This is a genomic window from Acinetobacter sp. HA (assembly GCF_000264725.1).
Classification (GTDB): Bacteria; Pseudomonadota; Gammaproteobacteria; order Pseudomonadales; family Moraxellaceae; genus Acinetobacter; species Acinetobacter schindleri.
On sequence record NZ_AJXD01000096.1, the window covers coordinates 120,368 to 145,845 of the forward strand.

General features: G+C 43.6%; 28 protein-coding genes and 2 pseudogenes. 19 read left to right on the plus strand and 11 right to left on the minus strand.

Features of this window, described 5'->3' with window-relative positions:
* Nucleotides 1–690, plus strand: coding sequence for a hypothetical protein (locus tag HADU_RS13495; RefSeq protein ID WP_004814229.1), 690 nt, complete (start codon nucleotides 1–3; stop codon nucleotides 688–690).
* 51 nt (nucleotides 691–741) lie between these two features.
* Here the strand turns inward: HADU_RS13495 and HADU_RS13500 are convergent, their stop codons facing one another.
* Nucleotides 742–1,662: a Dyp-type peroxidase gene (locus HADU_RS13500; RefSeq protein ID WP_004814231.1), complete on the minus strand. Its 921-nt coding sequence runs from the start codon at nucleotides 1,660–1,662 to the stop codon at nucleotides 742–744.
* 158 nt (nucleotides 1,663–1,820) lie between these two features.
* On the opposite strand from HADU_RS13500, the gene HADU_RS13505 reads away from it, so the two are divergent.
* Nucleotides 1,821–2,444 carry a LysE family transporter gene (locus tag HADU_RS13505; RefSeq protein ID WP_004814234.1) on the plus strand — a complete coding sequence of 208 codons (624 nt, stop codon included), beginning with the start codon at nucleotides 1,821–1,823 and terminating at the stop codon, nucleotides 2,442–2,444.
* 89 nt (nucleotides 2,445–2,533) lie between these two features.
* The gene (locus HADU_RS13510; RefSeq protein ID WP_004895307.1) at nucleotides 2,534–2,854 is read left to right on the plus strand and encodes a pyrimidine/purine nucleoside phosphorylase; all 321 of its coding nucleotides are present in this window, start codon (nucleotides 2,534–2,536) and stop codon (nucleotides 2,852–2,854) included.
* Between the two features lie 9 nt (nucleotides 2,855–2,863).
* On the opposite strand, the gene HADU_RS13515 is transcribed toward HADU_RS13510, so the two are convergent.
* The 4 genes from HADU_RS13515 to HADU_RS13530 are packed head-to-tail and all read right to left on the minus strand — an operon-like array spanning nucleotide 2,864 to nucleotide 5,415.
* Complete coding sequence (locus tag HADU_RS13515) at nucleotides 2,864–3,346, minus strand: DUF523 domain-containing protein (protein WP_008307147.1); 483 nt, start codon at nucleotides 3,344–3,346, stop codon at nucleotides 2,864–2,866.
* A 3-nt stretch (nucleotides 3,347–3,349) separates the two neighbouring features.
* The gene (gene znuB, locus HADU_RS13520) at nucleotides 3,350–4,150 is read right to left on the minus strand and encodes a zinc ABC transporter permease subunit ZnuB (RefSeq protein WP_008307149.1); all 801 of its coding nucleotides are present in this window, start codon (nucleotides 4,148–4,150) and stop codon (nucleotides 3,350–3,352) included.
* 3 nt (nucleotides 4,151–4,153) lie between these two features.
* Nucleotides 4,154–4,936, minus strand: a complete 783-nt coding sequence (gene znuC / locus HADU_RS13525) for a zinc ABC transporter ATP-binding protein ZnuC (protein WP_005233382.1) — start codon at nucleotides 4,934–4,936, stop codon at nucleotides 4,154–4,156.
* On the minus strand, nucleotides 4,918–5,415 hold the full coding sequence (locus HADU_RS13530; RefSeq protein WP_005233384.1) for a transcriptional repressor: 498 nt from the start codon (nucleotides 5,413–5,415) through the stop codon (nucleotides 4,918–4,920). The genes znuC and HADU_RS13530 overlap by 19 nt, the downstream gene beginning before the upstream one ends.
* 145 nt (nucleotides 5,416–5,560) lie before the next feature.
* Between HADU_RS13530 and HADU_RS13535 the strand changes: the two genes are divergently transcribed.
* The 11 genes from HADU_RS13535 (at nucleotide 5,561) to HADU_RS13585 (ending at nucleotide 15,460) form a co-directional block, all read left to right on the plus strand.
* Complete coding sequence (locus HADU_RS13535; protein WP_008307153.1) at nucleotides 5,561–6,397, plus strand: metal ABC transporter solute-binding protein, Zn/Mn family; 837 nt, start codon at nucleotides 5,561–5,563, stop codon at nucleotides 6,395–6,397.
* Nucleotides 6,398–6,570: 173 nt separating this feature from the next.
* Nucleotides 6,571–6,969 (plus strand): ATP synthase subunit I, encoded by a 399-nt coding sequence (locus HADU_RS13540; protein ID WP_004814246.1) that lies wholly within the window; start codon nucleotides 6,571–6,573, stop codon nucleotides 6,967–6,969.
* Between the two features lie 103 nt (nucleotides 6,970–7,072).
* The gene (atpB, locus tag HADU_RS13545) at nucleotides 7,073–7,948 is read left to right on the plus strand and encodes a F0F1 ATP synthase subunit A (protein ID WP_008307155.1); all 876 of its coding nucleotides are present in this window, start codon (nucleotides 7,073–7,075) and stop codon (nucleotides 7,946–7,948) included.
* An 83-nt stretch (nucleotides 7,949–8,031) separates the two neighbouring features.
* Nucleotides 8,032–8,277 carry a F0F1 ATP synthase subunit C gene (atpE, locus tag HADU_RS13550; protein WP_000424060.1) on the plus strand — a complete coding sequence of 82 codons (246 nt, stop codon included), beginning with the start codon at nucleotides 8,032–8,034 and terminating at the stop codon, nucleotides 8,275–8,277.
* Nucleotides 8,278–8,316: 39 nt separating this feature from the next.
* A complete protein-coding gene (locus tag HADU_RS13555; RefSeq protein WP_004814248.1) occupies nucleotides 8,317–8,787 on the plus strand; it encodes a F0F1 ATP synthase subunit B in 471 nt (156 codons plus the stop codon).
* Nucleotides 8,788–8,799: 12 nt separating this feature from the next.
* Nucleotides 8,800–9,336, plus strand: a complete 537-nt coding sequence (locus HADU_RS13560; protein WP_004814249.1) for a F0F1 ATP synthase subunit delta — start codon at nucleotides 8,800–8,802, stop codon at nucleotides 9,334–9,336.
* Nucleotides 9,337–9,379: 43 nt separating this feature from the next.
* A complete protein-coding gene (gene atpA / locus HADU_RS13565) occupies nucleotides 9,380–10,924 on the plus strand; it encodes a F0F1 ATP synthase subunit alpha (RefSeq protein WP_004814250.1) in 1,545 nt (514 codons plus the stop codon).
* A gap of 87 nt (nucleotides 10,925–11,011) precedes the next feature.
* Complete coding sequence (gene atpG, locus HADU_RS13570; RefSeq protein ID WP_004814251.1) at nucleotides 11,012–11,881, plus strand: F0F1 ATP synthase subunit gamma; 870 nt, start codon at nucleotides 11,012–11,014, stop codon at nucleotides 11,879–11,881.
* A 30-nt stretch (nucleotides 11,882–11,911) separates the two neighbouring features.
* Entirely contained in the window at nucleotides 11,912–13,306 is a 1,395-nt protein-coding gene (atpD, locus tag HADU_RS13575) for a F0F1 ATP synthase subunit beta (RefSeq protein ID WP_004895294.1), read from the plus strand.
* A 26-nt stretch (nucleotides 13,307–13,332) separates the two neighbouring features.
* Nucleotides 13,333–13,752 (plus strand): F0F1 ATP synthase subunit epsilon, encoded by a 420-nt coding sequence (locus tag HADU_RS13580; protein ID WP_004814254.1) that lies wholly within the window; start codon nucleotides 13,333–13,335, stop codon nucleotides 13,750–13,752.
* 331 nt (nucleotides 13,753–14,083) lie between these two features.
* Nucleotides 14,084–15,460 carry an NAD-dependent succinate-semialdehyde dehydrogenase gene (locus HADU_RS13585; RefSeq protein ID WP_008307277.1) on the plus strand — a complete coding sequence of 459 codons (1,377 nt, stop codon included), beginning with the start codon at nucleotides 14,084–14,086 and terminating at the stop codon, nucleotides 15,458–15,460.
* A 134-nt stretch (nucleotides 15,461–15,594) separates the two neighbouring features.
* Here HADU_RS13585 and HADU_RS13590 read toward each other — a convergent pair whose 3' ends face one another.
* The 3 genes and pseudogenes from HADU_RS13590 to HADU_RS13600 all read right to left on the minus strand — a co-directional run bounded on the left by HADU_RS13590 (nucleotide 15,595) and on the right by HADU_RS13600 (nucleotide 17,502).
* Nucleotides 15,595–16,203 carry a hypothetical protein gene (locus HADU_RS13590; protein WP_008307278.1) on the minus strand — a complete coding sequence of 203 codons (609 nt, stop codon included), beginning with the start codon at nucleotides 16,201–16,203 and terminating at the stop codon, nucleotides 15,595–15,597.
* Nucleotides 16,204–16,363: 160 nt separating this feature from the next.
* Nucleotides 16,364–16,743: pseudogene (locus tag HADU_RS16130) on the minus strand (RcnB family protein).
* Between the two features lie 213 nt (nucleotides 16,744–16,956).
* A complete protein-coding gene (locus tag HADU_RS13600) occupies nucleotides 16,957–17,502 on the minus strand; it encodes a glutathione peroxidase (RefSeq protein ID WP_004814265.1) in 546 nt (181 codons plus the stop codon).
* A gap of 223 nt (nucleotides 17,503–17,725) precedes the next feature.
* Here HADU_RS13600 and HADU_RS13605 point away from each other — a divergent pair, with 223 nt between their 5' ends.
* A complete protein-coding gene (locus HADU_RS13605) occupies nucleotides 17,726–18,625 on the plus strand; it encodes a DMT family transporter (protein ID WP_004814267.1) in 900 nt (299 codons plus the stop codon).
* A 405-nt stretch (nucleotides 18,626–19,030) separates the two neighbouring features.
* On the opposite strand, the gene HADU_RS13610 is transcribed toward HADU_RS13605, so the two are convergent.
* The 3 genes from HADU_RS13610 to HADU_RS13620 form a co-directional block, all read right to left on the minus strand.
* Nucleotides 19,031–19,600 (minus strand): Sua5/YciO/YrdC/YwlC family protein, encoded by a 570-nt coding sequence (locus HADU_RS13610; protein WP_004814272.1) that lies wholly within the window; start codon nucleotides 19,598–19,600, stop codon nucleotides 19,031–19,033.
* Nucleotides 19,601–19,640: 40 nt separating this feature from the next.
* A complete protein-coding gene (dprA, locus tag HADU_RS13615; RefSeq protein ID WP_008307282.1) occupies nucleotides 19,641–20,780 on the minus strand; it encodes a DNA-processing protein DprA in 1,140 nt (379 codons plus the stop codon).
* A gap of 92 nt (nucleotides 20,781–20,872) precedes the next feature.
* Complete coding sequence (locus HADU_RS13620) at nucleotides 20,873–22,027, minus strand: LysM peptidoglycan-binding domain-containing protein (RefSeq protein ID WP_008307283.1); 1,155 nt, start codon at nucleotides 22,025–22,027, stop codon at nucleotides 20,873–20,875.
* A 120-nt stretch (nucleotides 22,028–22,147) separates the two neighbouring features.
* Between HADU_RS13620 and def the strand changes: the two genes are divergently transcribed.
* From def to HADU_RS13640, 4 genes and pseudogenes are all read left to right on the plus strand, one after another.
* Nucleotides 22,148–22,678, plus strand: a complete 531-nt coding sequence (gene def / locus HADU_RS13625) for a peptide deformylase (protein WP_005220256.1) — start codon at nucleotides 22,148–22,150, stop codon at nucleotides 22,676–22,678.
* 92 nt (nucleotides 22,679–22,770) lie between these two features.
* Nucleotides 22,771–23,190 (plus strand): DUF2946 family protein, encoded by a 420-nt coding sequence (locus HADU_RS13630; RefSeq protein WP_004895276.1) that lies wholly within the window; start codon nucleotides 22,771–22,773, stop codon nucleotides 23,188–23,190.
* A 71-nt stretch (nucleotides 23,191–23,261) separates the two neighbouring features.
* A pseudogene (locus HADU_RS13635) lies at nucleotides 23,262–25,133 on the plus strand (TonB-dependent copper receptor); the annotation flags it as partial.
* Between the two features lie 86 nt (nucleotides 25,134–25,219).
* Nucleotides 25,220–25,478, plus strand: a 259-nt coding sequence (locus HADU_RS13640) for an IS3 family transposase (protein ID WP_010591825.1), incomplete at its 3' end; no start/stop codon positions are given.

Sequence of the window (25,478 nt, forward strand, 5' to 3'; positions counted from 1 at the left end):
ATGAAAATACTTAAATCTATAGTAATAATTAGCAGTAGCTTCTTTTCACTATCATGTCACGCAAAAAGTGTAGATTGGAATGATTACCAGCAAAGTGCTACCCAAATTAAAGAACCAGTTTTATTTCTGGATCAATTTGGTAGATTCTCTCAATTAAATAAAAATTTAAAATTAAGTTTAGTTGATTATGGGGATAAAAACAAAAAATATTCTGGTGGAGATTACATTCTTAAGAGTTATGGCGTCGAAGTTTTAAATAATCAAAAAAATTATATTTTATATCAAGGTACTGTGCCTTTAAAATCAACTGTAGATTTAAAAATACTTTATCAAGATAAAAAAATAGTTGCCTTTCGGATAAGGGAATTTAGTGAATTAGATTATGTGAAAAGACCTTATAAAAAATTTATATCTAACTTTTTTATATATAATAAGTTGTCAAATTTAGTTATTGAAGCTCCAGTAGTAAATTCTTCATCTACTAATTTAGAAAGTGATTATGGGAGTATATTGGCTGGTGATAATTTTTCTTATATTAAAGAAGAGAAAAAATATTTATATAATGCAAATATTAGAGAAAGTAACAGGAAAATTAATGACTATAAATTGATTTTAGATTCAGATTTAAAGTGCTTAACATTTACTCTAGGGTGTGAAAATATTAATTATAGAAATTTTCTTGAAAAATAATTTTTTAGATTGCTACATTATAGTGAATGTAGCATTCATCGACCTTATATTTTACCCTTCCAAAACCTCTTCCAGCAACTCTTCACTCGGCGCAAAGTAATACGCACCATCCATGGGAGTTACGAAGTGGAGCAAACGGTCATGGATTCCATCGCCAGACGTACCGAACATACGCTCTAACATGGCATCAATAATGTTTAAATCTTTGGTGTAGGCAATGAAGAACAGGCCTTGGTCACCACGACCATCACCATAAGGCAGGGAATGACGTAAAATCTCCATTTCTTCACCTTCCTCGTCTTCAACTACTGTACGAGCAACGTGTGCATTGGCAGGTTTTACATCATCATCGAGCTCAATTGATTCAAGCTTGGTACGACCCATCACTTGCTCTTGAGCATCAACTTTTAGCTTTTTCCATTTTTCCAGATTATGCGCATAACGCTGTGCAAAAATAAATGAACCATCCTGGAAAATACCGGCATCTTCACCGACTAAAGCGACTTCAGCGCGATCATCCGGGAATTGCGGGTTTTCAGTACCATCGATGAAGCCAGTAATATCACGTCCATCAAAATAGCGGAAGCAGACACGTTCATCCAGCACTTCAACTTGATCGCGAATTCCTTCAAAGAAAGCCTGACTTAAAGCAAAGCAGATATCAGCACGTGCGCTAGCAATATGAATCAGTACATCTGCAGGAACAACAGGCATATCAAACGAACCTTGAATCGGCTCGAGTTGTTTAAAGCCTACAGGAGCTTGGTGATAAAGTTTCGCCCACAATTCAGGACCAAAAGCCACGCCTGTTTTAATTTGCGCATTAGGATGTTGAGTAATCAGACGATCACGTGTCGTAAATAATTGCTCTAATTGCTCTTTAAAATCTTCAATGCTGAGATCTTTAAGACGTAAAACAATAAAACGAGCATGATCTGAAGGTAATGGCAAAATTACAGATTGGGCTGTCATTCATGGCTCCTGTAATAAAAATTCCTGTATTTAATCGAACTATTGTGCCTGAAGCCATACAGGGTGAATAGTATTCAGATTAAATTTTAGCGAGATTTTGATCTGAATATATTTGAAAAGTCATATAATACGCTTCAAGTTTTCTATCGAGCAGATTCATGTCCTATCAAGTTTGGTTTGCCTACATGCTGGCCTGTTGGGTGATTAGCATTTCCCCGGGTGCGGGCGCCATTGCTTCGATGTCGAGTGGCCTGAATTACGGTTTTCGACATGGCTACTGGAATGCTTTAGGCTTGCAGCTGGCTTTACTGGTTCAAATCGCCATTGTCGCTGCCGGGGCAGGGGTACTGTTTGCGACATCACCTTGGGCATTTCTGCTGGTGAAATGGTTCGGTGTGGGCTATCTGCTCTATCTAGCATATTTACAGTGGACTGCGCCGATGCAGTCGATTGAGATTCAACATGAATTAACCCGTAAGTCAGCGGGGAAATTGGTGCTGTATGGTTTTCTTGTGAATATGAGTAATCCAAAGGCAATTGTGTTCCTGCTTGCGGTGTTGCCACAGTTTCTGGATCTGTCCAAACCTCAGTGGATTCAGTACGTGATTATGGCAGCAACCATGGTCACCATTGATCTGATTGTGATGGCGGGTTATACCGGATTGGCAGCGAAAGTTTTAAGATTATTGACATCAGCAAAGCAACAAAAAATATTAAATCGCAGCTTTGCCGTGCTGTTTGCCTGCGCTGCAACCTTGCTCAGTTTGGTGCATCAGGCTTAAACATAAAGGTGCATTACACAAAAATAAAAACAATGTGATGTCGCTAGCTTTTGAATACAAAACATAAAAATAATAAAAAAGGTATTCCTATGTCTGGTCAATTCGACTGCGTGTCTATTATTAAAAAACCAACCATCCACGAATATGGCTGTTGTATCAGTCATTGCATTCAGTTGCCGGATGGTACTCAAAAAACTTTAGGTGTGTTCCTGCCGACAGAACAGCCGATTGTGTTTGAAACTGCTGTAGCAGAACGTCTGGAAATTATTTCCGGTGAATGTCTGGTGCAGATCGGTGAGGATGCGCATTATCAGCGTTATGTACCAGGGCAATCTTTCTATGTACCTAAACATAGTCGGTTTAAACTGTTATGCCGGGAAGTTGTGGATTATGTTTGCCATTTTGAATAGGGGGTGAGCTTACTCAGGTCGAACTTTTAGCTGTTTCAAAAAATCTTGTTCGGTCATCACAATGATGCCGTGTTGTTGCAACAGGGCAGCAGTGACGCCTTGGCCTTGAATTTTTGTTCCAGTAAATGATCCATCATAAATCAGGTCACTGCCACAAGATGGGCTATTGGCTTTGAGGATGGCATGTGTCACTTGAAATCTTCGGACAAGATCTAAAGCAGCATAGGCGCCTTGAATGAAAGTCTCTGAAATATCTATACCATTTATATCGACAACATGCGCGTGGCGTAGCAGTACATCGTGACCATTCCCAGATTGAATCTCGGCAGGCGGGCGGGGGATGGCTAAGCCGCCACTGACTTCAGGGCAAAGACTGACATATTGGTCAGGTAGCAGATGTTGCAACAGTTCCTTGAGCAGACAATCCTGTCCATCGTAACGGACTTTATGACCGAGCAAACAGGCACTAATCAAATAGCGTTTGCTCTGCATGACTTAACTCAGTTTCTTAAATTTCTGTATACAGAAGATCAGGGCAAACAGTACTGACATGGTCAGAACAATGGTTAGACCTGTCGAAGTGTTGAGGCCTGCACTTGACCAGAGACCAACCGTAACCCCAATCTGAGCAATCACGAAGGCCCAGATCACCATTTGTCTTGGTGAGTTCGCCAGCAAGCGAGCCGTTAGTGCCGGAATAACCAGTAAGGCTCCCATTAGAAGTGAACCTACTGCTCGAAGTGCCAATACGGTGAATAGGGCCAGTAACAACATAAAGATCAGACGCTGCAGTTTTGCATTCACGCCTTCACTGATCGCCATATCAGGATCAATCGCAATTTGGATTTGCGCCTGCCAACTTTTATACAGAACGGCCAATGCCAAGATAATCACGACAGCAAAAGTAGGAAGATCTGTCCATGAAATAGTGAGTAGATCACCAAATAAATAGCTAAGCAGTTCCGGTCTTAAACTCGGTAAATGCTGAATGAATAATAAACCTGAGCAGAGCAGGGTTGCTGAACAGAGTGCCAACAATGCATCATTCGGCAAACGCGGGTCATACAGTACCCAAAGTACAGCGACCAATAAGACTGCAATAAAGCTGACCCCCATCCAGAGTGGCAGGCTCATCGCACCAGCAATTGCAACACCGAGCAAAGTACCATGTGCCATCGTATCTGCAAAGAAAGACATACGGCGCCACAGCATCAGACAACCGAGTGGTGCGGTCAGGAACACCAAGAGTGTTCCCATAATCCATGCAGGTAATAGGAGAGATAACCAATCCATCATGGCTTAAGCTTCCGGCTCGGGGTGAATGTGAGGGCGTGAATCGTGCTGGCATGGTGTCGCGGAGTCACCATGCGCACAATGGTCATGATGATGCTGGTAGAACACCCGATTGGTACCAAAAATGGCTTGATATTCTGGATGTTGCTGTACGCTTTCTGGCAGGCCGCTACAACAGATATGTTTGTTCAAGCAGACCACACGATGTGTACCTTGCATCACCCACTGCAGGTCATGTGAGACCATTAAAATGGCACAGCCATATTTTTCTGGCAGGCTACGCACATATTCATACAGTTCGGCTTCGGACTGAATATCCAGTCCCTGCATTGGCTCATCCAGTACTAGAATATCCGGCTGACGTAATAAGGCGCGTGCTAGCAGGACACGTTGACGTTCACCGCCGGAAAGCTGTTGTACTTTAGAATTTTCCAGTTTGGCAATACCGGTATCACGGATAATTTCAGCTTTAATAGCTGAAGGGCATTTTTCTAACGCCAGCAGATCTTTGACCCGTAGCGGTAAACTATGTGAAGGATTGAATTTTTGTGGCACATAAGAGAATTTCAGCTTGCGCGCCGTTTTGATTTCACCGGATTTCGGTTTGACGATCCCAAGCATGACCTTTATTAAAGTCGACTTACCGGCACCGTTTGGACCAATCAGCGTAACAATCTCTTTCTCCTGCAAAGAGAAATCAATCGCCTTTAAAATGTCACGATCATCAATATTGACCCAGATCTTGGAAAGCTGGATCAAGGGTGATGCATTCAAGCTTTGTTGCGACACTGCTGACAGATTCCTGAAATTTCGATAATGCTGTGGTGTGCACTAAAATCGTCTGAAGCCGCCAAGGCATCCAGTTGTTCTAATAAACCTTGTGCAGATGCTTCTTTGACTGCTTTACATTCAGTACAAATCAAGAATGCCGCCTGATGGCCTTCACGCGGATGGCAGCAGGGAATATAGGCATTAATAGAGGTCAGGCGGTGAATAAAGCCTTTTTCTAATAGAAAGTCGAGTGTACGGTACACCGTTGGTGGGGCAGCAGGACGGTCGCTGGCATTTTTCATTTGTGCCAGCAGGTCATACGCACCCATCGGGCCGCTTGCATTCAGAATCAGTTCCAGTACCTCTTTGCGTAAAGGAGTGAGGCGTGCGCCACTTGCCGCACAAAGACTCTCTGCTTCGGCCAGACGTTGCGCGACATTTGGATGGTCGTGTACGCCGTGCAATGCATTGTGGTGTTCGTGCGAACATGAACCCATAGTTCACCTCAGGTGCGAAACTGAAAATTAAAAGATTTCAAATCTTAACATGAAGCGCCCAGAGTTTCGATTGGGCATAGGTATTTTTGTAATTTTGTTATATTATAACACTATTAAATTTGTCCTTATATAGCGATTTCTCTTCATGTTCCGTTTCCTTGCCCTGTGTAGCCTGGCTTTGTTCAGTACCATTAGCTGGTCGCAAAGTCTGGTGGTTTCAACGCAGCCGATTTATCTGATTGCCAAGACCATTACTCAAGGTGTGGAACAGCCGACTTTATTATTGGCCAATCAAAGCGGTCATGATGTCAGCCTCACCCCGGCACACCGTAAAACCATTCAGGATGCGGGGCTGGTGATCTGGCTGGGACAGGCCCATGAAGCGCCTTTAGCAAAAGTACTCGAAGAAAGTAATAAAAGTATCGCAATTCTGGATTCCAGCATTATTAATCCTTTGCCAATGCGTAATCCGCGTGGTGAAGCCTTAAAAAATACGGTTGATACACATGTCTGGCTGGACCCAAATAATGCAGTTCGCATCGGTTTCTTTATTGCTGCGCTGCGTTCACAGCAAATGCCACAGTACCGTGAAACTTACTGGAAAAATGCACGTGCTTTTGCACAAAATATGCTAACGACAGCACAACGTTATAGTTCAACTTCTAAGCCACGCCCCTATTGGTCATATCATGATGCCTATCAATATCTAGAGCGTCCGCTAAACCTGAAGTTTATGGGTGCACTCACCGATGATCCGCATGTGTCACCAACGGTTGCACAGATCAAGTACCTGCAGGATACCCGCGCACAGACCAAAATGTGTCTACTGGCTGAGGGACATGCCAATGCCAATCAGTACAGAAAACTGAACCCGGTAGTTTTCCAGCATGTAGACGAAAGCATGAGTGGGGCAGGGGACTTTATCCAAGGCTGGCAACAATTAGCTGATCAAACGAACAAATGTGTGCTAAATTCTCGATAATGATTAAAAAGTGATCGATTTTTGCTTATTTTAGAAACGATTGAACCATCGAATTTTTCGAAGCTAAGCTCGGGAAAAGATTGCATGTTAAAGGGTGTAACTCTATAATGCCTGCGATTAAAAATAATCATCAGCTAAACTTGTCAAGCATGATTGCTGTGAGTGAATAAATAATGAGCCGAACTAGTCGCTTGATTGACCGACGATTAGCGAAAGCTTTAGTCATCTTGCAAGCAGTAATGATACCCGTTTCAGCGTTGTTAGGTTGGGTTCTGAAGGACACAACCGCAGCCTTGAGTGCAGCCTTGGGTGCATTCGTATGTTGGCTGGCGACCTGCTACTTTAGCTGGCAGTCGTTTCGTGCTGCGGGCGCGCGAGCTTCCAAACAAGTTCTATCGAACATGTATAGGGGCATGCTCGGTAAGTTTGCAATTGTGATTGTTGGATTCATTTTGATTTTAAGCAATGTCAAGCCGTTATCCCCGGTTGCATTGTTTTGTGGTTTTATACTCGTTCAAGCCATGTCGTGGGTCGCTCCGTTTTGGGTGTCACGTCTACAAAGACGAGTTTAAGCGCAGCAAAAATTGAAAAGTTTTTTCAGAAATAAGCGAGATATCAAGCAGCACGCGATATTCGTAAGTTTCATTAGTTTTTGACATTGACCAGGTGTGATTTATGGCTGCTGAAGAACATGCCCTTACTTCGACCGAGTACATCAAGCACCACTTGACCAACATGACCTATGGCAAAATGCCGGACGGTACATGGAAATTGGCCGAGAATGGTGCTGAAGCTCAACAGATGGGGTTCACTGCTATTCACTTGGATTCAATGGGTTGGTCAATCGGCCTTGGTATTCTTTTCTGTTTCATGTTCTGGATCGTAGCGAAAGCTGCAAACTCTGGTGTTCCTACCAAGTTCCAGTCTGCAATCGAAATGATTATCGAGTTTGTTGACTCAAGTGTACGCGATACTTTCCACGGAAAATCGCGTTTGATCGCTCCACTAGCGCTAACCATCTTCGTGTGGATTTTCCTCATGAACTTGATGGACTTGATCCCTGTTGACTGGATTCCTTATATCGCTCAACACGTGATTGGTAGCCTTCTTGGTATTGATCCACACCACGTATACTTCAAGATCGTTCCATCTACTGACCCTAACATTACCCTTGGTATGTCATTGTCTGTATTTGCACTTATCTTGTTCTACAGCATCCGTGAAAAAGGTGTTGGCGGCTTCGTTGGTGAACTAGCACTTAACCCATTTAACCCAAGTAACCCAGTTGCAAAAGCGATCCTTATTCCAGTGAACTTGATTCTGGAATTGGTAACCTTCCTTGCACGTCCAGTTTCATTGGCTCTACGACTGTTCGGTAACATGTATGCGGGTGAGTTAATCTTCATTCTTATCGCGTTATTACCGTTCTGGATCCAGTGGGCGTTATCTGTGCCTTGGGCGATCTTCCACATTCTTGTTATTACGCTACAGGCATTCATTTTCATGATGCTGACTATCGTATACTTGAGCATGGCAAGCGAAAAGCATTAATGGTATTGCCTAACTGTCACGGGATGGTTGGGCACAATTTTTTAACTTAATTTGGTATAAAACCTAACCTCTGAGGAATTATCATGGAACTCACTTTAGGTCTAGTTGCAATTGCATCTGCTATCTTGATCGCTTTCGGTGCTTTAGGTACTGCGATTGGTTTTGGTCTTTTAGGCGGCCGTTTCCTTGAAGCTGTAGCTCGTCAACCAGAATTGGCTCCACAACTTCAAACTCGTATGTTCTTAATCGCGGGTCTTCTTGATGCTGTGCCTATGATCGGTGTTGGTATTGGCTTGTTCTTCATCTTCGCTAATCCATTTGTAGGTTAATCAGCTTAATTCCGAAATTCACTATTTGAGGAATTTGCAATGAATATCAACCTCACATTGTTTGGCCAAGCGATTGCGTTTGCGATTTTCGTCGCATTCTGCATGAAGTTTGTATGGCCACCACTAATCAATGCGATTAGTGAACGTCAGCGTAAAATCGCTGATGGCTTAAATGCTGCTGAAAAAGCGAAGGCTGACCTTGCAGATGCGCAAGCACAAGTGAAAGCTGAACTGGACGCGGCAAAAGCACAAGCGGCTCAATTGATCGAACAAGCGAACCGTCGTGCAGCGCAATTGGTAGAAGAAGCTCGTACTCAAGCGTCAGCTGAAGGTGAGCGTATTCGTCAACAGGCTAAAGAAGCTGTTGATACTGAAATCAATTCTGCTCGCGAAGAATTACGTCAACAAGTGGCTGCTCTTGCAGTTGCTGGCGCTGAGAAAATTCTTAGCCAGCAAGTTGACGCAGAAGCTCACAATGCCATGCTGACTCAGCTGGCTGCTAAACTTTAAGAGAGGCGGATTATGGCCGAACTCTTGACGTTGGCACGCCCTTACGCTAAAGCAGCATTTGCTTACGCTTCTGAGCAAGGTACAGCTGACTCTTGGTCAACTGCACTTGAATTGCTCAGTGCTGCGGTGCAAGACGAAGCATTTTCAGCTTATCTAAATCGCCCTGAGTTGACACCTGCTGAGCAGGTGACACTTTTTGCTAAAGTTTTAGGCGAAGACCAAACGCCTGCAGTGTCAAACTTTTTGACAATGCTTGCTGAAAACGCACGTTTGGCTTTGCTTCCTGAAATTGCTGCAGAATATGAACAGCTCAAATCACAGAATAACAATACTGTGGATGTTGTGATTGAATCAGCATTCCCATTGACTTCTGTACAGGAACAACTCCTTACTCACGCATTAGAGAAAAAATTCGAAGCGGCGGTAAATGTTTCTGTAGAAGTTAAACCAGAGCTTATTGCTGGTGTGGTTATTCGTGCAGGCGACCAAGTGATAGATGATTCTGCGCTTAATAAGCTTGAAAAAATGCGTACTCGTCTTCTTGCTTAAGAAATAAGAAGACTGAACTTTAAAAAGATTGAGGTATAGCGCAATGCAACAACTGAATCCATCCGAGATCAGTGCGCTCATTAAACAGCGTATCGGCGATCTGGACACCAGCGCGACCGCTAAAAACGAAGGTACCATTGTTATGGTATCCGACGGTATTGTGCGTATTCACGGCCTTGCTGATGCAATGTACGGTGAAATGATCGAATTCGACGGCGGCTTATACGGTATGGCACTGAACCTAGAACAGGATTCAGTGGGCGTCGTTGTTTTAGGTAACTACTTAAACCTTCAAGAAGGTCAAAAAGCGCGTTGCACAGGTCGTGTATTAGAAGTTCCGGTTGGTCCAGAACTTTTAGGCCGTGTAGTAGATGCTCTTGGTAACCCGATTGATGGTAAAGGCCCTATTGATGCAAAACTGACTGATGCTGTTGAGAAAGTAGCACCAGGCGTAATTTGGCGTCAATCAGTGGATCAACCTGTACAAACTGGTTATAAATCAGTAGATACAATGATCCCAGTAGGCCGTGGTCAGCGTGAGTTGATCATTGGTGACCGTCAGACTGGTAAAACAGCTATGGCGATCGATGCGATCATCGCTCAGAAAAACTCTGGCATTAAATGTGTATACGTAGCAATTGGTCAAAAACAATCGACTATCGCTAACGTTGTGCGCAAGCTAGAAGAAACTGGCGCTATGGCGTATACAACTGTTGTAGCGGCAGCGGCAGCGGATCCAGCAGCAATGCTTTTCCTTGCTCCGTACTCAGGCTGTACAATGGGCGAATACTTCCGTGACCGCGGTGAAGATGCTCTGATCATCTATGATGACTTGTCTAAACAAGCTGTAGCATATCGTCAAATTTCATTGCTTCTTCGTCGTCCACCAGGTCGTGAAGCTTACCCAGGTGACGTGTTCTATCTACATTCACGTCTACTTGAACGTGCTTCTCGTGTATCTGCTGACTACGTTGAGAAATTCACTAACGGTGAAGTTAAAGGCCAAACTGGTTCATTAACTGCATTGCCGATTATTGAAACTCAAGCGGGTGACGTATCTGCATTCGTACCAACCAACGTAATTTCGATTACTGACGGTCAGATCTTCCTTGAAACATCATTGTTCAATGCGGGTATTCGTCCTGCTGTGAATGCGGGTATCTCTGTATCTCGTGTTGGTGGTTCTGCGCAGACTAAAGTCATCAAGAAATTGTCTGGTGGTATCCGTACTGCACTTGCACAGTACCGTGAATTGGCAGCGTTTGCTCAGTTCGCTTCTGACCTTGACGAAGCAACTCGTAAACAGCTTGAACACGGTCAACGCGTAACTGAGCTTATGAAGCAAAAACAATATGCTCCATACTCAATCGCTGACCAAGCTGTATCAGTTTATGCATCTAACGAAGGCTATATGGCTGACGTAGAAGTGAAGAAAATCGTAGACTTTGATGCTGCGTTAATTTCTTACTTCCGTTCAGAACATGCTGCAGTTATGCAAAAAGTTGACGAGACTGGTGCTTGGGACAAAGATATCGAAGCTGAATTCAAAGCGGGTATTGAAAAGTTCAAAGCGACTCAAACTTACTAATTTAGCAACTTGCTAATTAGTGTTGGTTTGGTTCACGGAATCAACCTTCGAGGGCTCGAAAGGGCCTTCGAATACTAGGTTAAGCGTATGGCAAATTTAAAAGAAATTCGCGCCAAAGTAGCTAGTATCAAAAGCACGCAGAAAATTACTCGCGCGATGCAGATGGTAGCAGCTTCTAAGATGCGTCGTGCGCAAGAGCGCATGGCTCAAGGCCGTCCGTATGCCGAAAATATGCACCGTGTAATTGCTCACTTGGTTCAAGCGAATCCTGAATACAAACACCGTTATATGGTTGAACGTCCTGTAAAGCGCGTTGGCTATATCATCGTGTCATCAGATCGCGGCCTTGCTGGTGGTTTGAACATTAACCTGTTCAAGAAAGTGGTAAAACACGTTCAACAGCAACAAGAGCAGTCAATTGAAGTTCAATTTGCTTTGATTGGTCAAAAAGCGGTTTCGTTTTTTAAAAACTACGGCGGTAAAGTACTTGGTGCAACCACTCAAGTGGGCGACACTCCAAGTCTTGAACAGTTATCTGGTTCTGTACAGGTGATGTTAGACGCTTACGATAAAGGCGAGTTAGATCGTATTTATCTAGTATCTAACGGCTTTGTCAACGCCATGACTCAAAACCAAAAGATCGAACAGCTTGTTCCTTTAGCAGCTGCTGAAGAAGACAAGACGCTTAACCGTCAATACGGTTGGGACTATATCTACGAGCCTGAAGCTGAAGAGCTTTTAAATGGCTTGTTGGTTCGTTACATCGAGTCTGTGGTGTATCAAGGTGTGATCGAAAACATCGCGTGTGAGCAGTCTGCTCGTATGGTTGCAATGAAAGCTGCAACAGATAACGCGGGTGATTTGATCAAGAACCTGCAACTTATTTATAACAAGCTGCGTCAAGCCGCGATTACTCAGGAAATTTCTGAGATCGTTGGTGGTGCCGCTGCCGTTTAACATATATTAGTTTGAATTGAGGAGACAGCAATGAGTAGCGGTCGTATCATTCAGATCATCGGCGCGGTTATCGACGTCGAGTTTGAACGTAACAGCGTTCCTAAGATCTATGACGCTCTCCAAGTTGACGGTACTGAAACTACATTAGAAGTTCAGCAACAACTTGGTGATGGCGTAGTTCGTACTATTGCAATGGGTTCTACTGAAGGCCTTAAGCGTGGTTTGAACGTAACTAACACTAACGCTCCGATTTCTGTACCAGTAGGTACAGCGACTCTAGGTCGTATCATGGACGTTCTTGGTCGCCCGATCGACGAAGCTGGTCCAGTTGCGACTGAAGAGCGTTTACCAATTCACCGTCAAGCGCCTTCTTATGCAGAACAAGCGGCTTCTACTGACCTTCTAGAAACTGGTATTAAAGTCATCGACTTACTATGCCCGTTCGCGAAAGGTGGTAAAGTTGGTCTGTTCGGTGGTGCCGGTGTTGGTAAAACTGTAAACATGATGGAGTTGATCAACAACATCGCGAAAGCGCACTCAGGTTTATCTGTGTTTGCTGGTGTTGGTGAACGTACTCGTGAAGGTAATGACTTCTATCACGAAATGAAAGACTCTAACGTTCTAGACAAAGTAGCAATGGTCTACGGTCAGATGAACGAGCCACCAGGTAACCGTTTACGCGTAGCGTTGACTGGTTTGACTATGGCTGAGTACTTCCGTGATCAAAAAGACGAAAACGGTAAAGGCCGTGACGTACTATTGTTCGTCGACAACATCTATCGTTATACACTAGCGGGTACTGAAGTATCAGCACTTCTAGGCCGTATGCCATCTGCAGTAGGTTACCAACCGACTCTTGCAGAAGAGATGGGTGTTCTTCAAGAACGTATTACATCGACTAAGTCTGGTTCTATTACGTCAATCCAAGCGGTATACGTACCTGCCGATGACTTAACAGATCCATCGCCTGCAACTACGTTCGCTCACTTGGACGCAACTGTTGTATTGAGCCGTGACATCGCTTCTCAAGGTATTTACCCTGCGATCGATCCACTTGACTCTACTTCACGTCAGTTAGATCCACTTGTAGTTGGCCAAGAACACTACGAAATTGCTCGTTCAGTTCAAAACGTTCTTCAACGTTATAAAGAATTGAAAGACATTATCGCAATTCTTGGTATGGACGAATTGTCAGAAGAAGACAAACTTATCGTGTATCGCGCACGTAAGATCCAACGTTTCTTCTCTCAACCGTTCCACGTAGCTGAAGTGTTTACTGGTGCTCCTGGTAAACTTGTACCGCTTAAAGAAACGATTCGTGGCTTTAAAGGTCTTCTAGCTGGTGAATACGATCACATCCCAGAACAAGCGTTCTATATGGTTGGTGGTATTGACGAAGTGATTGCTAAAGCTGAGAAACTTTAATTAGTTCCCTAATTTAGGAGATTCTCATGGCGACTATGCAATGTGACGTTGTAAGTGTTCAAGAGTCTTTGTACTCAGGCACTGTAACTATGCTAATTGCTAAAGGTGCTGGCGGCGAGTTAGGTATTATGCCTGGTCACGCTCCGCTGGTAACTTTGCTCCAACCTGGCGCGATCCGCGTTATTTTGGAAAACGGTACAGAAGAATTAATCTATGTATCTGGTGGTGTTCTAGAAGTTCAACCGCATGTTGTTACGGTTCTTGCTGATACAGCAGTCCGTGCAGAAAACTTGGATGAAGCGGCAATTATTGAAGCGCGTAAACACGCTGAACAATTGCTAGCAAATCAAAAGGGCGATTTGGACGCTGCTGCTGCTTTGGCTGCTCTTGCAGAAACTGCTGCTCAGCTGGAAACGATCCGAAAAATCAAAAACCGTGCAATGTAATTGCTGGTTTAAGATTGAAAAACCACCCGAAAGGGTGGTTTTTTTATTGTAAAAATTCAGTTTGAATCTACTTATCTTATAAGTCTAGTAAAAAAAGTAGTCGCTTGTTAGATCTGTTAAATAGCTTTTTAACCAACCCGTATAATTATATTTTGTACCACACGATATAACTTTTACCCTTTCTCAGTAATGTTTTGAACCAATCTGTAAATATTCCCTGAACATAAAAAAATCAATGCTAAGTTAAGTGATTACCCCAGATACAAGCTTGTTTAAGTTGAATTGACGAGTTCAAAAACAAGCAAAACTTATAATTGAAAAAGGGAAAGTCATGGCATATCAATCTATTAACCCATTTACCAATCAAAAATTGAAAGACTATTCGCCACATACAGATGAGCATATACAAAATGCGCTGGATCAGGCAGAACAGATTCTCAAGTCAGACTGGCCACAACAGATTGATCAACGTATTGAAGTACTAAGGAATATCGCGCAAAAATTACGTGAACAAAAAACCGAACTGGCGAAGCTCATGACGCTGGATATGGGTAAACTGATTAAACAGAGTGAAGGTGAAATTGAATCTTGCGCCAAAATTGCCGAATACTTCGCTGATCACGCCAAAGAGTTTCTAGCTCCGGTGTCTTATGAAACGGAACTAGGAGAAGCATGGGTAGAGCATCATCCCTTAGGCATTATTATGGCGGTAGAACCCTGGAACTTCCCATTCTATCAATTGATGCGTGTTTTTGCTCCCAACTGCGCGATTGGCAACCCTGTGGTAGCCAAGCACGCCAGTATCGTTCCGCAATGTGCTGAAGCTTTCGAACAGTTGATTCTGGATGCAGGCGCGCCGAAAGGTGTGTGGACTAATTTATTTATCAGTAGCGATCAGGTTGCAGATATTATCGCAGATCCGCGTGTACAAGGCGTTGCTCTCACGGGTTCAGAAGGCGCAGGGCGTGCGGTAGCAGGGCAGGCTGGGAAACATGTTACCAAATCGACTTTAGAACTGGGCGGTAATGATGTATTCATTGTGCTGGATGATGCTGATCTGGAAAAAGCGATCAAAATCGGCTGTCAGGCACGCGTCAATAACACGGGGCAAGTTTGTACAGCAGCTAAACGTTTTATCCTGCATGAGAAAATTGCAGAACAATTTAAAGCGGGCATGCTCGAGGTCTTTGAAGGCTTAAAAATTGGTGATCCATTGGATTCTGAAACTACTCTTGGCCCACTGTCTTCGGCAGATGCGTTGGAAAAACTGACCAAACAGGTCGATAAGGCGGTAGCGCATAGTGCTACTGTGCTGACTGGTGGTAAGCCTTATGAACATGAAGGTAATTTCTATCAGCCAACTATTCTGGAAAATATCAGCCGTGATAATCCGGCTTGGTATGAAGAATTCTTTGGCCCGGTCGCTCAAATTTATGTGGCAAAAGATGAAGATGAAATCGTTTCGATTGCCAACGATTCGCATTATGGTTTGGGCGGTGTGATTCATTCTCAAGATATCGAGCGTGCCAAAAAACTGGCTTCACGGGTCGAGACCGGCATGATCTGGATTAACTGGTTTACTGATACCGCACCAGAGCTGCCATTCGGTGGTATCAAAAACTCTGGTTATGGGCATGAATTATCGATCGACGGTTTCAGAGAATTCACCCAAAAACGTTTAGTCGTCGTGAAAAGCCCTAAAGAATAATGACTTTTCTGTCCTATTCTTCTAGTAAAGAAGCGGCTTTTTAGACCGCTTCTTCTATTAATCTATATTTAATAGTAATAAACCAGTCTGGTGACTGGTTTATCAAGGAGCCTGGGTCATCTATAAAACTGAGATCAACTTTCCTGTTCTGCTGCCTGGGATGGTTTCTCAGGAATCATCATTGCGGCCAGCTTGATCATTTCAGACTGGATATTTCCCATCTGTTTTTCCAGCTTCTGGAAATCCACTTGGCTGAAATCCATCTGGCCATTCAGGAAAGGAGATGCCAATGCTTGCTGGTTGGCATTCATCAGGTTGCTACGTACCTGATCAACTTCCTGACTTTTCAAGTTTAAGCCACTTAAAGTCTGGTTAAAGCCTTTTAATTGCTGTTGCAATTGCATTGCGGCGCTCTGCAATTGAGAAGTATCTTTTTCACTGACTGCAGTTTCCAGTTCAGTCTGGGTTTGCTTCAGCTGAGTCACGTAATCACCAGCCTTTAACTGCAAATCGGCCACATCACGTACGATGTAGAACATATTGCCACTTTTAAGGTCTGCAGAAGATTGCTGTACTTCAGTATTTTCTGATACTGCTGTCTGTTCTTCTGCTACATCCTGTTGCTCCGGTTTTTCAGTATATGAAGCAGGGGCAGAAACCTGATCACATCCCAGCAAACTCAATGCACCTGCAAAAAGGGCAAAAGGTAGTACGCTATTTTGGAGAATTTGCTTAAATTTCATTGGGGTGCTCATCATTTACTGCTTACAGGCATTAATATAGGGATGAAATTTGTAGAAAATGCGGAGAGTTGCAAATGAATAACAAAAAAGGCTTCACTATAGATATTCAAACATAAAAAAGAGCGTCAAAGCGCTCTTTTTTCACCGAGGAGAGCAGGGTTTAAGCTGCAATAATTTTAATGACCTTATCGTTAACGACATTCATCAGAATATAGTCGCCATTCACTTTAATCCATTGCTGATTTCTACCTGGCTTGTTGAGTCGTTTATATTTGCTGTGATCCACTTTATAGATTTTGCTTTGGTATTGGCTCGGAACTTTTTGACCTACTCGCCAATCACGTGATGGATCAACTTTTTATAACCCTGTTTATGCTGTTGAGCTGGGTGTTTGTTTTGCTGATGGTGCTGAGGAGCATGATGCTGTTGTTGAGCATGCGACTTGCTATATTGATGGTGATCCTGAGGCGCAGCCATGGCAGGAATAGCAACCAGTGCAGTTGAGATCGATAAAACAATTGCTTTAACCAGCGTTTTCATACTTTACCTTTCATTATGGCGGTGTGTTTGTGTATGAGCTCATCATAGGCTGGCAGAGGTGTTTGAAATTGAAGAGAGTGTAGTGTAAATATTAAAATCTGGAAGGAAAATAGAAGAAGTAAATTGAATGATTTTATTAATATACATATCTTTTTTTAATTAAAAAATATAAGCATCTCTAACCATGAGAGATGCTTATATTACTATTGCAAATTATTTAGCCAATTCGGCATTAATTGCATCGATGATACGTGGATCATCTGCAGTAATATCCGGTGCAAAGCGAGCCACTACTTCACCATTTTTATTGACCAGGAATTTTTCAAAATTCCATAGCACTTCAGGTGGCTGGTTTGGAGTCAGGCCGTAATCAACCAGATCTTTCCACCATGGGCCTTCACCGGTACGTTCAGGAATCGCTTGGGTTAAAGCAGCATATAAAGGATGTTTTGCTTCTCCAACGACCGGGATCTTGGCAAATAGCGGGAAATCGACCTGATAGTTTACTGAACAGAATTCCTGGATTTCCTTCTCGCTGCCTGGCTCCTGTGCCAGGAAATCATTTGATGGGAAACCTAGAATCTCCAGACCTTCGGCTTTTTTCTCGTTATACAGCTTTTGCAAGCCTTCATATTGTGGAGTCAGGCCACATTTAGATGCCACATTGACGATGAGCAAAACTTTGCCCTGATACTGATTGAGAGTGAATTCTGCACCCTGAATGCTTAATACTGGAATGTCGTAGACTGAAGTGCTCATATGAAGTCCTGTTTTTGATGTGTTTATCCTGTCGAATGTTGTAACGGGTATTCCGGCTGAGTACAAGTAAAAACATGTAGGGCAGTCGGGTAAATTTAAATCCATGCATTAATTTTATGTGAAAAATCAATTATGCTTGTGCTACACAATAACGGCGTTGAATTGAAAGCTGCTGGCTTGGACTTGCAGACAATGCTGAACCCTACACTTTATGGATGAGTATATGACACAGCAACACAAGGTAGTGTGGTGGGCATTTTTACTGCCATTGACTGCGGTACTGATCTGGTCACTGAATATTGTCGTGACCCGCTATGTGACCGACTTTATCTCGCCGGTGAGCATCAGTTTTTATCGCTGGTTTTTTGCCTTTCTGATTCTAACCCCGTTTATTTTGCCGCGGGTGATTCGTGAGCGTGCCCTGATTGTACCGCATCTGAAACAGCTGGCAGTGCTGAGTGCCTTTGGTCTGGTGCTGTATCAGGGACTGGCTTATACCGCTGCACATTACACCACCGCCACCAATATGGGCATTATTAATGCCTTTATTCCGATTTTTACCATTTTTGTGTCGATGCTGATTCTGCGCGATATTCCGAATCGCTACGCCATTATTGGCAGTCTGTTGTCCTTTGCCGGGCTGATCTATGTGATGGGGCAGGACAATCCTTGGGGCCTGCTGCATGCCGGCGGCCAATGGGGCGATCTGCTGATGATTATCGCCGTGTTTTTCTATGCCTTTTATGGGGTTTTTCTGAAAAAATGGCAGCTGCAGATTCCGTTAATGCTGAGCCTGTATGTGCAGATTCTGTTTGCGCTGCTGTATCACCTGCCGTTTGTGACTTGGTTGGGTCTTGATGCCATCAATATGACCAATGCCGGCAGCGTTATCTACGCCAGTATTTTCCCTTCATTAATTGCCCCTTTGGTGTGGATGATGGCGATTCAGCGTCTGGGACCGACCCGCACCAGTATCTTTATGAACCTGATGCCGGTGTTTACCGCTTTAATTGCCTTTGTCTGGTTAAAAGAGGCCTGGACCATTTATCACAGTATTGGTGGGGCGATTATTCTGTTCGGAATTGTGCTGGCCCAGAAAAAACTGTGGCGCCAGTGCTCCTGAAAGCCAAATAGTTGCCCAAAAAACGAACAAACAAACTTAATTTTTTGCTTGAATGATCTCGTGAATAAAGGCAAATAGACTTTAGTCGAGAAGAGTAGCTTTTAGCTTCTTTAAAAAGCACTTTAAAAAGAGCAAGATAATTTGAATTTTTTTCAAATAATGATTGATTAATCATAGGTTTAAGCTGTTTTTTAAGAGCTAAAATATATTTGTTTTTTTAAACTGTTCGCCCATAATACGCTCCATCGCAGATTAGCGACTGTTGCTGAAATGCCCAGAGATTTCGATACCCTCTGGATGTGATAATACACATCCTTTTTTATGCTCAACCATCCCTATATGGTTGAGCTTTTTTTTGTCTTAAAACTTTAGTCGGCTTGAAAAGAAAAATGACTGAGCAAAGGCTCAGTCACGAATAATTTCACCTGTTACAGCATCAATAATCCGGCTTGGTTTCTGGCTCAGTCCCAGATCACCATTCAGATAATTCAGGTCCTGACCAAAATAACGCATGGCATCTTGCAGGGAACGTGCAGGTTCTAAGCCGGCAGGATTGGCACTGGTTGAAACAATAAAACCGCCAAAAGCCTGACACAAGGCTACACAAAGAGGATGAGTGGTCACGCGCACTGCCACTTTAGGGTGTTTGCCTTTAATCCAGCCTGGAATATCGTCATTGGCAGGGAGTAACCAGGTGGTTGCCCGGTCTGTAGGTCGATCATTACTCCAAGACTCAATTACTTTTTCACGCATTTCTTCACTTAGATCCTGAAGTAAATGTTCCACTTGTGAAATATGAGCTGCGAGTAAAATCACGCCTTTTTCAATCGGGCGCTGTTTTAAGGTTAAAATCTGGTGAAATGCCTGTTCATTGTGAGGGTCACAGCCCAAACCCCAGACAGCCTCTGTAGGGTATGCCAAGACTTGTCCTTGTTTCAGGAATGTCGCTGCTTCGGCAACAGAGGTGGTGATCATGTATATACCTTTTAAAAACAACAAAGGGCTATTGTGAACCTTATTTGCCTGTACGACAACGTAGAAACATACCGGATTGCTGTGTACTGAAACCGAGTAATTCCAGTTCCATCAACTGTGCTGTGATTGTGGAAACATCCTGGCTGAGTTGAATGCTGATCTGATCTAGGCCTTGTCCGATCCAGTCGAGCTGGTTGTAGAGCGGAATCAGGTGTGCTGGAATCTCGATCAATTCGGGTTCACTATTTTCTGCTTTAGAAAATTGTTCAGCTGCCTGCCATTGGGTGGCTAATGCCAGATCTTCAACCACCTGGTGTGGATGATCAATCAGAATTGCACCTTCGCGGATGAGCTGGTGACAGCCTTTGTGATTTTCACTGTAGATATGTCCAGGAATCGCAAACACGGTTTTTCCTTGTTCGGCAGCCAGTTTGGCGGTGATGAGTGAGCCACTTTTCAGTGCAGCTTCAGCCACAATAACACCCAGACTCAGTCCACTTACAATACGGTTACGCCGTGGAAAATGATATTGCAGAGGCGGAGTACCGGGCAAAAATTCTGTAATCACCGTGCCGCCTTGGGCAATGATCTGTTCTTTTAATGGCTGATTTGTCGCCGGATAGGTTTGATCCAGACCCGTGCCCATCACTGCAATCGTACGATGCTGCTGTAGCGCTGCCCGATGTGCCGCTTCATCAATGCCTTGCGCCAGTCCACTATTGATATAAAAACCTTGTTCACTTAAGTAATACGCAAAATCATAAGCCATCTGACGACCGTGATTGCTCGGTTTGCGGCTGCCCACAATTGCCACCTGTGGCTGTAATAAACTGTCGGCTTTACCCTGACCAAATACAATCGGCGGTTTATCGGCGTAATGACTCAGTTGCTGAGGATAGTCCGCTTCATTATGTAATAAAATAAAGTCGCAAGTTTTCTGGATCTGCTCCAGACAAAACTGAAACTCGCGCTGGGAATCTTTGCAATTGAAATCCTGAAGCCGCTGGATATGATTTTTATGAACGCCTAGTTTTAGCCAGGTCTCGACTTGATCCGGCTGAACAGCATCAGCAAGATTTTCATAATATTCAGATAAGCGATAGAAACTGGTGAGGGAGTGCTGGACTACATACCATAAGCGAATGTTGTCCAGTTGAGTCGTAGATAACGAATTCAACATATTGAGACCTATCTTGCGTCTTCTTATTTTTATAATGAGTAATGAGGTTAAGATGATGCTGAATCACAGCATCATCTTAAAGTTCTTGTAAATTATTCGTCCAGCAGCGGTGGCTGAATGGTAGCGCCCACTTTGATCGGCAATTCACTGTCTAGGACATAGGCATAGCTGAACTGATCAAACGTTTTGAAGACCATGACATTACCAATACGTTCGCCCGGAAGCTGCACACGCTCTTTGGTTTTTGGATCAGTCACGACTTCACCTTGCTGATTCACACTAAACACATGACCAGACTGAACGCCATGTGCTATGCCACGGTCAATGGTGACAACACTATGACGTGCAGCTGTACCAATTGAACCCAATACACGAATGATCTGACCACCTGAAATGTTGTTTTCCGCATTTACTGGATAGAACAGGGTAGGCAGCATTGGATCATATTCTGGTAGTACCCGGTCACCACGGCGGACTTCAGCATTATAGCTGTCGGTCAGTTCCAGTGTGGTGATATCACCTTCACCACGGATTGCAATACCAGAAGCGACCTGCTGTAGTTCTATAGCAGCAGTGTATTTTTTACCATTAGCATCAGTCAGTATATAAGGTTCAGCTTCGCGGTATACTGCATAACGTTGACCTACTTCCAGGCCATTCCCACGTGCATAAACTTTCTGACCTTTACCGGCCAGTACACGTTGATCAGCCGTACCCAGAATATAAGGAGTGCCTTCAATAGAGTCTGCTGCCATAATTGTATAGCGCTCTAGCCATTGCTGGATATGGGCTAAAGGAATAACAGGAATGGTATTGTTGAGCGATTCAATACGTACCTGAGGCTGTAACTTATTCGTGCCAAGGTAGCGATTGATGATACCGGTACAGCCATCACCTTCATCTTTACCAATGATTGGTCGGCCCTGGTAATCGCACATCAGCAGACGGTCACCTGGAAAAATCCAGTGTGGATTTTTCACATGCTTATTACCTGCCCAGATTTCTGGCCAGCGTACCGGATTTTTAAGAAAACGCTTGGAAATATCCCATAATGTGTCACCTTTTTTTACCACATAGACATTCGGTGCTGATGCTTTCAGGCTTGGTGGATTGACATTACGAGCTGGTGCTGCATGTGTAGTTGAAATTGTCCCCATACCAACACCCACACAAACTGCAAGTGCGAGCATTTGATTTTTAATCCCCAAGGCACTAAAAGATGGCATGCCCTTCAAAACCTTTTTCATTATCATAATTCCTAAAATTATGTATGTAAGTTGCGTTATAATAACGATCTTACACACAATTTTTTAATGAAGCATTCCTTCATTTGGTTTTTTGATCAATGGCATAATTGAGGACGCAGTATGGCCTTATTACCTATTTTAAGTTTCCCGGATCCCCGTCTTCGTACCATTGCACAACCAGTCGAAGAGGTTACTGATGAAATTCGTCAGCTCGCTGCAGATATGTTTGAAACCATGTATGAAGCGCCCGGCATCGGTTTAGCCGCGACACAAGTCGATCGTCATATTCAGCTGATTGTGATGGACCTGTCTGAAGATAAAGATCAACCCATGGTGTTCATTAACCCCAAAATTACACCATTGACTGAAGAAACACAGCCATACGAAGAGGGCTGTCTATCAGTACCTCAAATATACGATAAAGTTGAGCGTCCGTCACGTGTAAAAATTCAAGCAATTAATCTTGAAGGTCAAGCATTTGAGGTTGAGGCAGATGGCCTGTTGGCTGTGTGTATCCAGCATGAAATGGACCACTTAAATGGTAAACTTTTCGTGGATTATTTATCACCTTTGAAGCGCCAGCGTGCCCGTGAAAAAATTGAAAAGGCAGCACGTCAGCGTGATAAAGCCAAAGTTGCAGTGAAACGCTAAGTATTTTGTCGTATTCATGCATTGATTATTGCCCAGTTTTTACTGGGCTTTGCTATAATTAACGGTGACAAATTTTTATTTGCCCTTCTCCTATGGTGACACGTGGCGGGTTGCTACTTTCTCTGGCAGCCGTATTTTTACAGATCGCTGTATTCCTGCAGCCTTTGCTGCCGAAGCAATATCAGGTTGCTCCGGTCTGTGAAACCATTACGCGTGCACTTTTGTTGCCTTTATCACATGAGCATCACGCTGCTCATTCTCATCATGCTGACCACAGTATTCAGACTGCGTCTGTAGAAGGTGCCCATGACCATCATGATGCCAATCATCAATGTCAGTACTGTACCGTCTACGGCAATCTGGTTCTGCCACCTGAACTGGATCTAAAAGAAGTACTGGATCGAATCCAGGTTCGACTGATTGCATTTAAACAAGCATTCAGTCATGTCTGGTTTGTTCTGCAACAACTCTTTCTGCTACCACAGGGCAGGGCACCACCACTGTTTGCATAAATCCACGTTGTTTTTGCCTGGGTCTTAATTGACTTAGGCCGTGTTCAATTTATGTATTCAGTGAGATAGAAATGGCTCAGCCTAAATTTTCTTTACAGCCACTTGTGGCTGCGATTTGTGTTGCTTGTTATTCTTCAATGGTGCTGGCAAATGAAACCATGCCAGTACAGACCATGGCTCCAATTGTGGTGACTTCTGCTACAGGTAATGATGCTAATGGTCTGATTGTGCGTGCAGATCCGAAACAGCCGATTCAACCCATTCCTGCCAGTGATGGTGCTGATTATCTGCAAAGTATTGTGGGCTTTAGCTCGGTTAATAGTGGGGCTGGTACCAATGGTGATGTCACTTTCCGCGGTATGTTCGGTTCGCGTATTAAAATCTTGACCGATGGCACAGAAAATCTAGGTGCCTGCCCAAGCCGGATGGATTCACCAACCTCTTATATTTCGCCAGAAAGCTATGACCGTATTTCGGTGATTAAAGGACCACAAACGGTTCAGTATGCCAATACCGGCTCAGCAGCTACCGTGATTTTTGAACGTAGCCCGGAACAGTTTGATGGAGATCATCACTATCGTGGTCAGGCCAGTATTTTGATGGGTTCCTTCGGGCGTCTTGATCATAATGTCGAAGTTGCAGCAGGTGATGAGCAGAAATATATTCGTCTCAATACCAACCGCTCGGTAGCCAACAGCTATCAGGATGGTAATGGCAATACTGTGCCATCAGACTGGGAACGCTGGAATGCTGATCTGGCTTTAGGCTGGACACCCGATGAAAACACCTGGGTAGAACTGACCGGTGGTAAGGCCGATGGTGAAGCAGTGTATGCTGGTCGTATGATGGATGGTTCACAGTTTGCCCGTGAAAGCTTAGGTCTACGTGTAGAAAAGAAAAATGTGACAGATGTAATCAAAAAAATTGAAGCACAGGTCAACTACAATTTTAATGACCACGTGATGGATAATTTTAGTTTACGTGATGTTGCTGAACCCGATAAAGCAATGACGGTTACACGCCGTACTTTAAATGGGCGCTTAGCGGTAACAAATGAATGGGAAAACATCCAGCTTATAACAGGGGTGGATTCACAACTTAATAAACATGCCGGGGGGATGTATCATTCGACTATGCCAATGATGAACTCACCTGTTACGACAGATATGGAGTTTCAGTCGATTGGTGGTTTTGGTGAGTTGAGCTATGACTTGGGTGGAGATAATAAGTTAGTTAGTGGTCTGCGTATCGATCAGGTTAGCATTGATGCTGTTAAACGTAGCCTTGAGCGTACAGAAACCTTACCGAGTGCTTTTATTCGTTTTGAAAATACCCATCCTGACCATGATGACGGCAAAACGTATATAGGATTAGGTTATGTAGAACGTGTACCTGATTATTGGGAATTATTCAAAACAGACCTCAACGGGCAAGCACCATCGACCTTTAAGGACTTAAAAAATGAAAAAACTTTACAGCTTGATCTCGGTTATCAACATCATCATGGTGCATTGAACTCTTGGGTGTCTGCATATACAGGTCTAATTCAGGATTATATTTTAATTAATTATGATGCTGACAAAAAAACAGGACATGGGATCAATGCAGCTGATTCTAAAAATGTTGATGCTGTCATTGCCGGTGCAGAAGCAGGTATTGGTTATCAATTTACTGACGCCATTCAAGCCGATGTGAGCGCAATGTATGCTTGGGGTGAAAACACGACCAATAATACGCCGTTGCCACAAATTGCACCTTTAGAGGGGCGCGTTAATCTTCGTTATATCCAAGATCGTTATACCTTGGGTGCTTACTGGCGCATTGTTGATGGTCAAAGTCGTATTAGCGAACGTGAGGGTAATATTGTTGGCTACGACAACAAGAAGAGTGCAGGTTTCGGTACATTGTCTTTAAACGGTACTTATAATTTATCCGAGGGTGTGATGTGGGTCTAGGATTTTAGACCATGCCTATAAGTGATAATCTACTCCCCAATAAGCATGGGAAATGCTTGTTTTTGGAGTCAACCATGACACGAAGAAAACGTCGTAATCATTCAGCAGAGTTTAAAGTTAAAGTTGCTCTCGCAGCAATTAAAGGCGACCACACACTCGCTGAACTTTCTACTCAATTCGATTTACATCAAAACCAAATCATCGATTGGAAAAATCAACTGCTTGAGCAATCAGTCAATATTTTTTCACGACCAACAGCACAACAAGAACCAGAGATTGACCTCAAAGCTCTACATGCCAAGATAGGACATCAGGCATTGCAAATTGATTTTT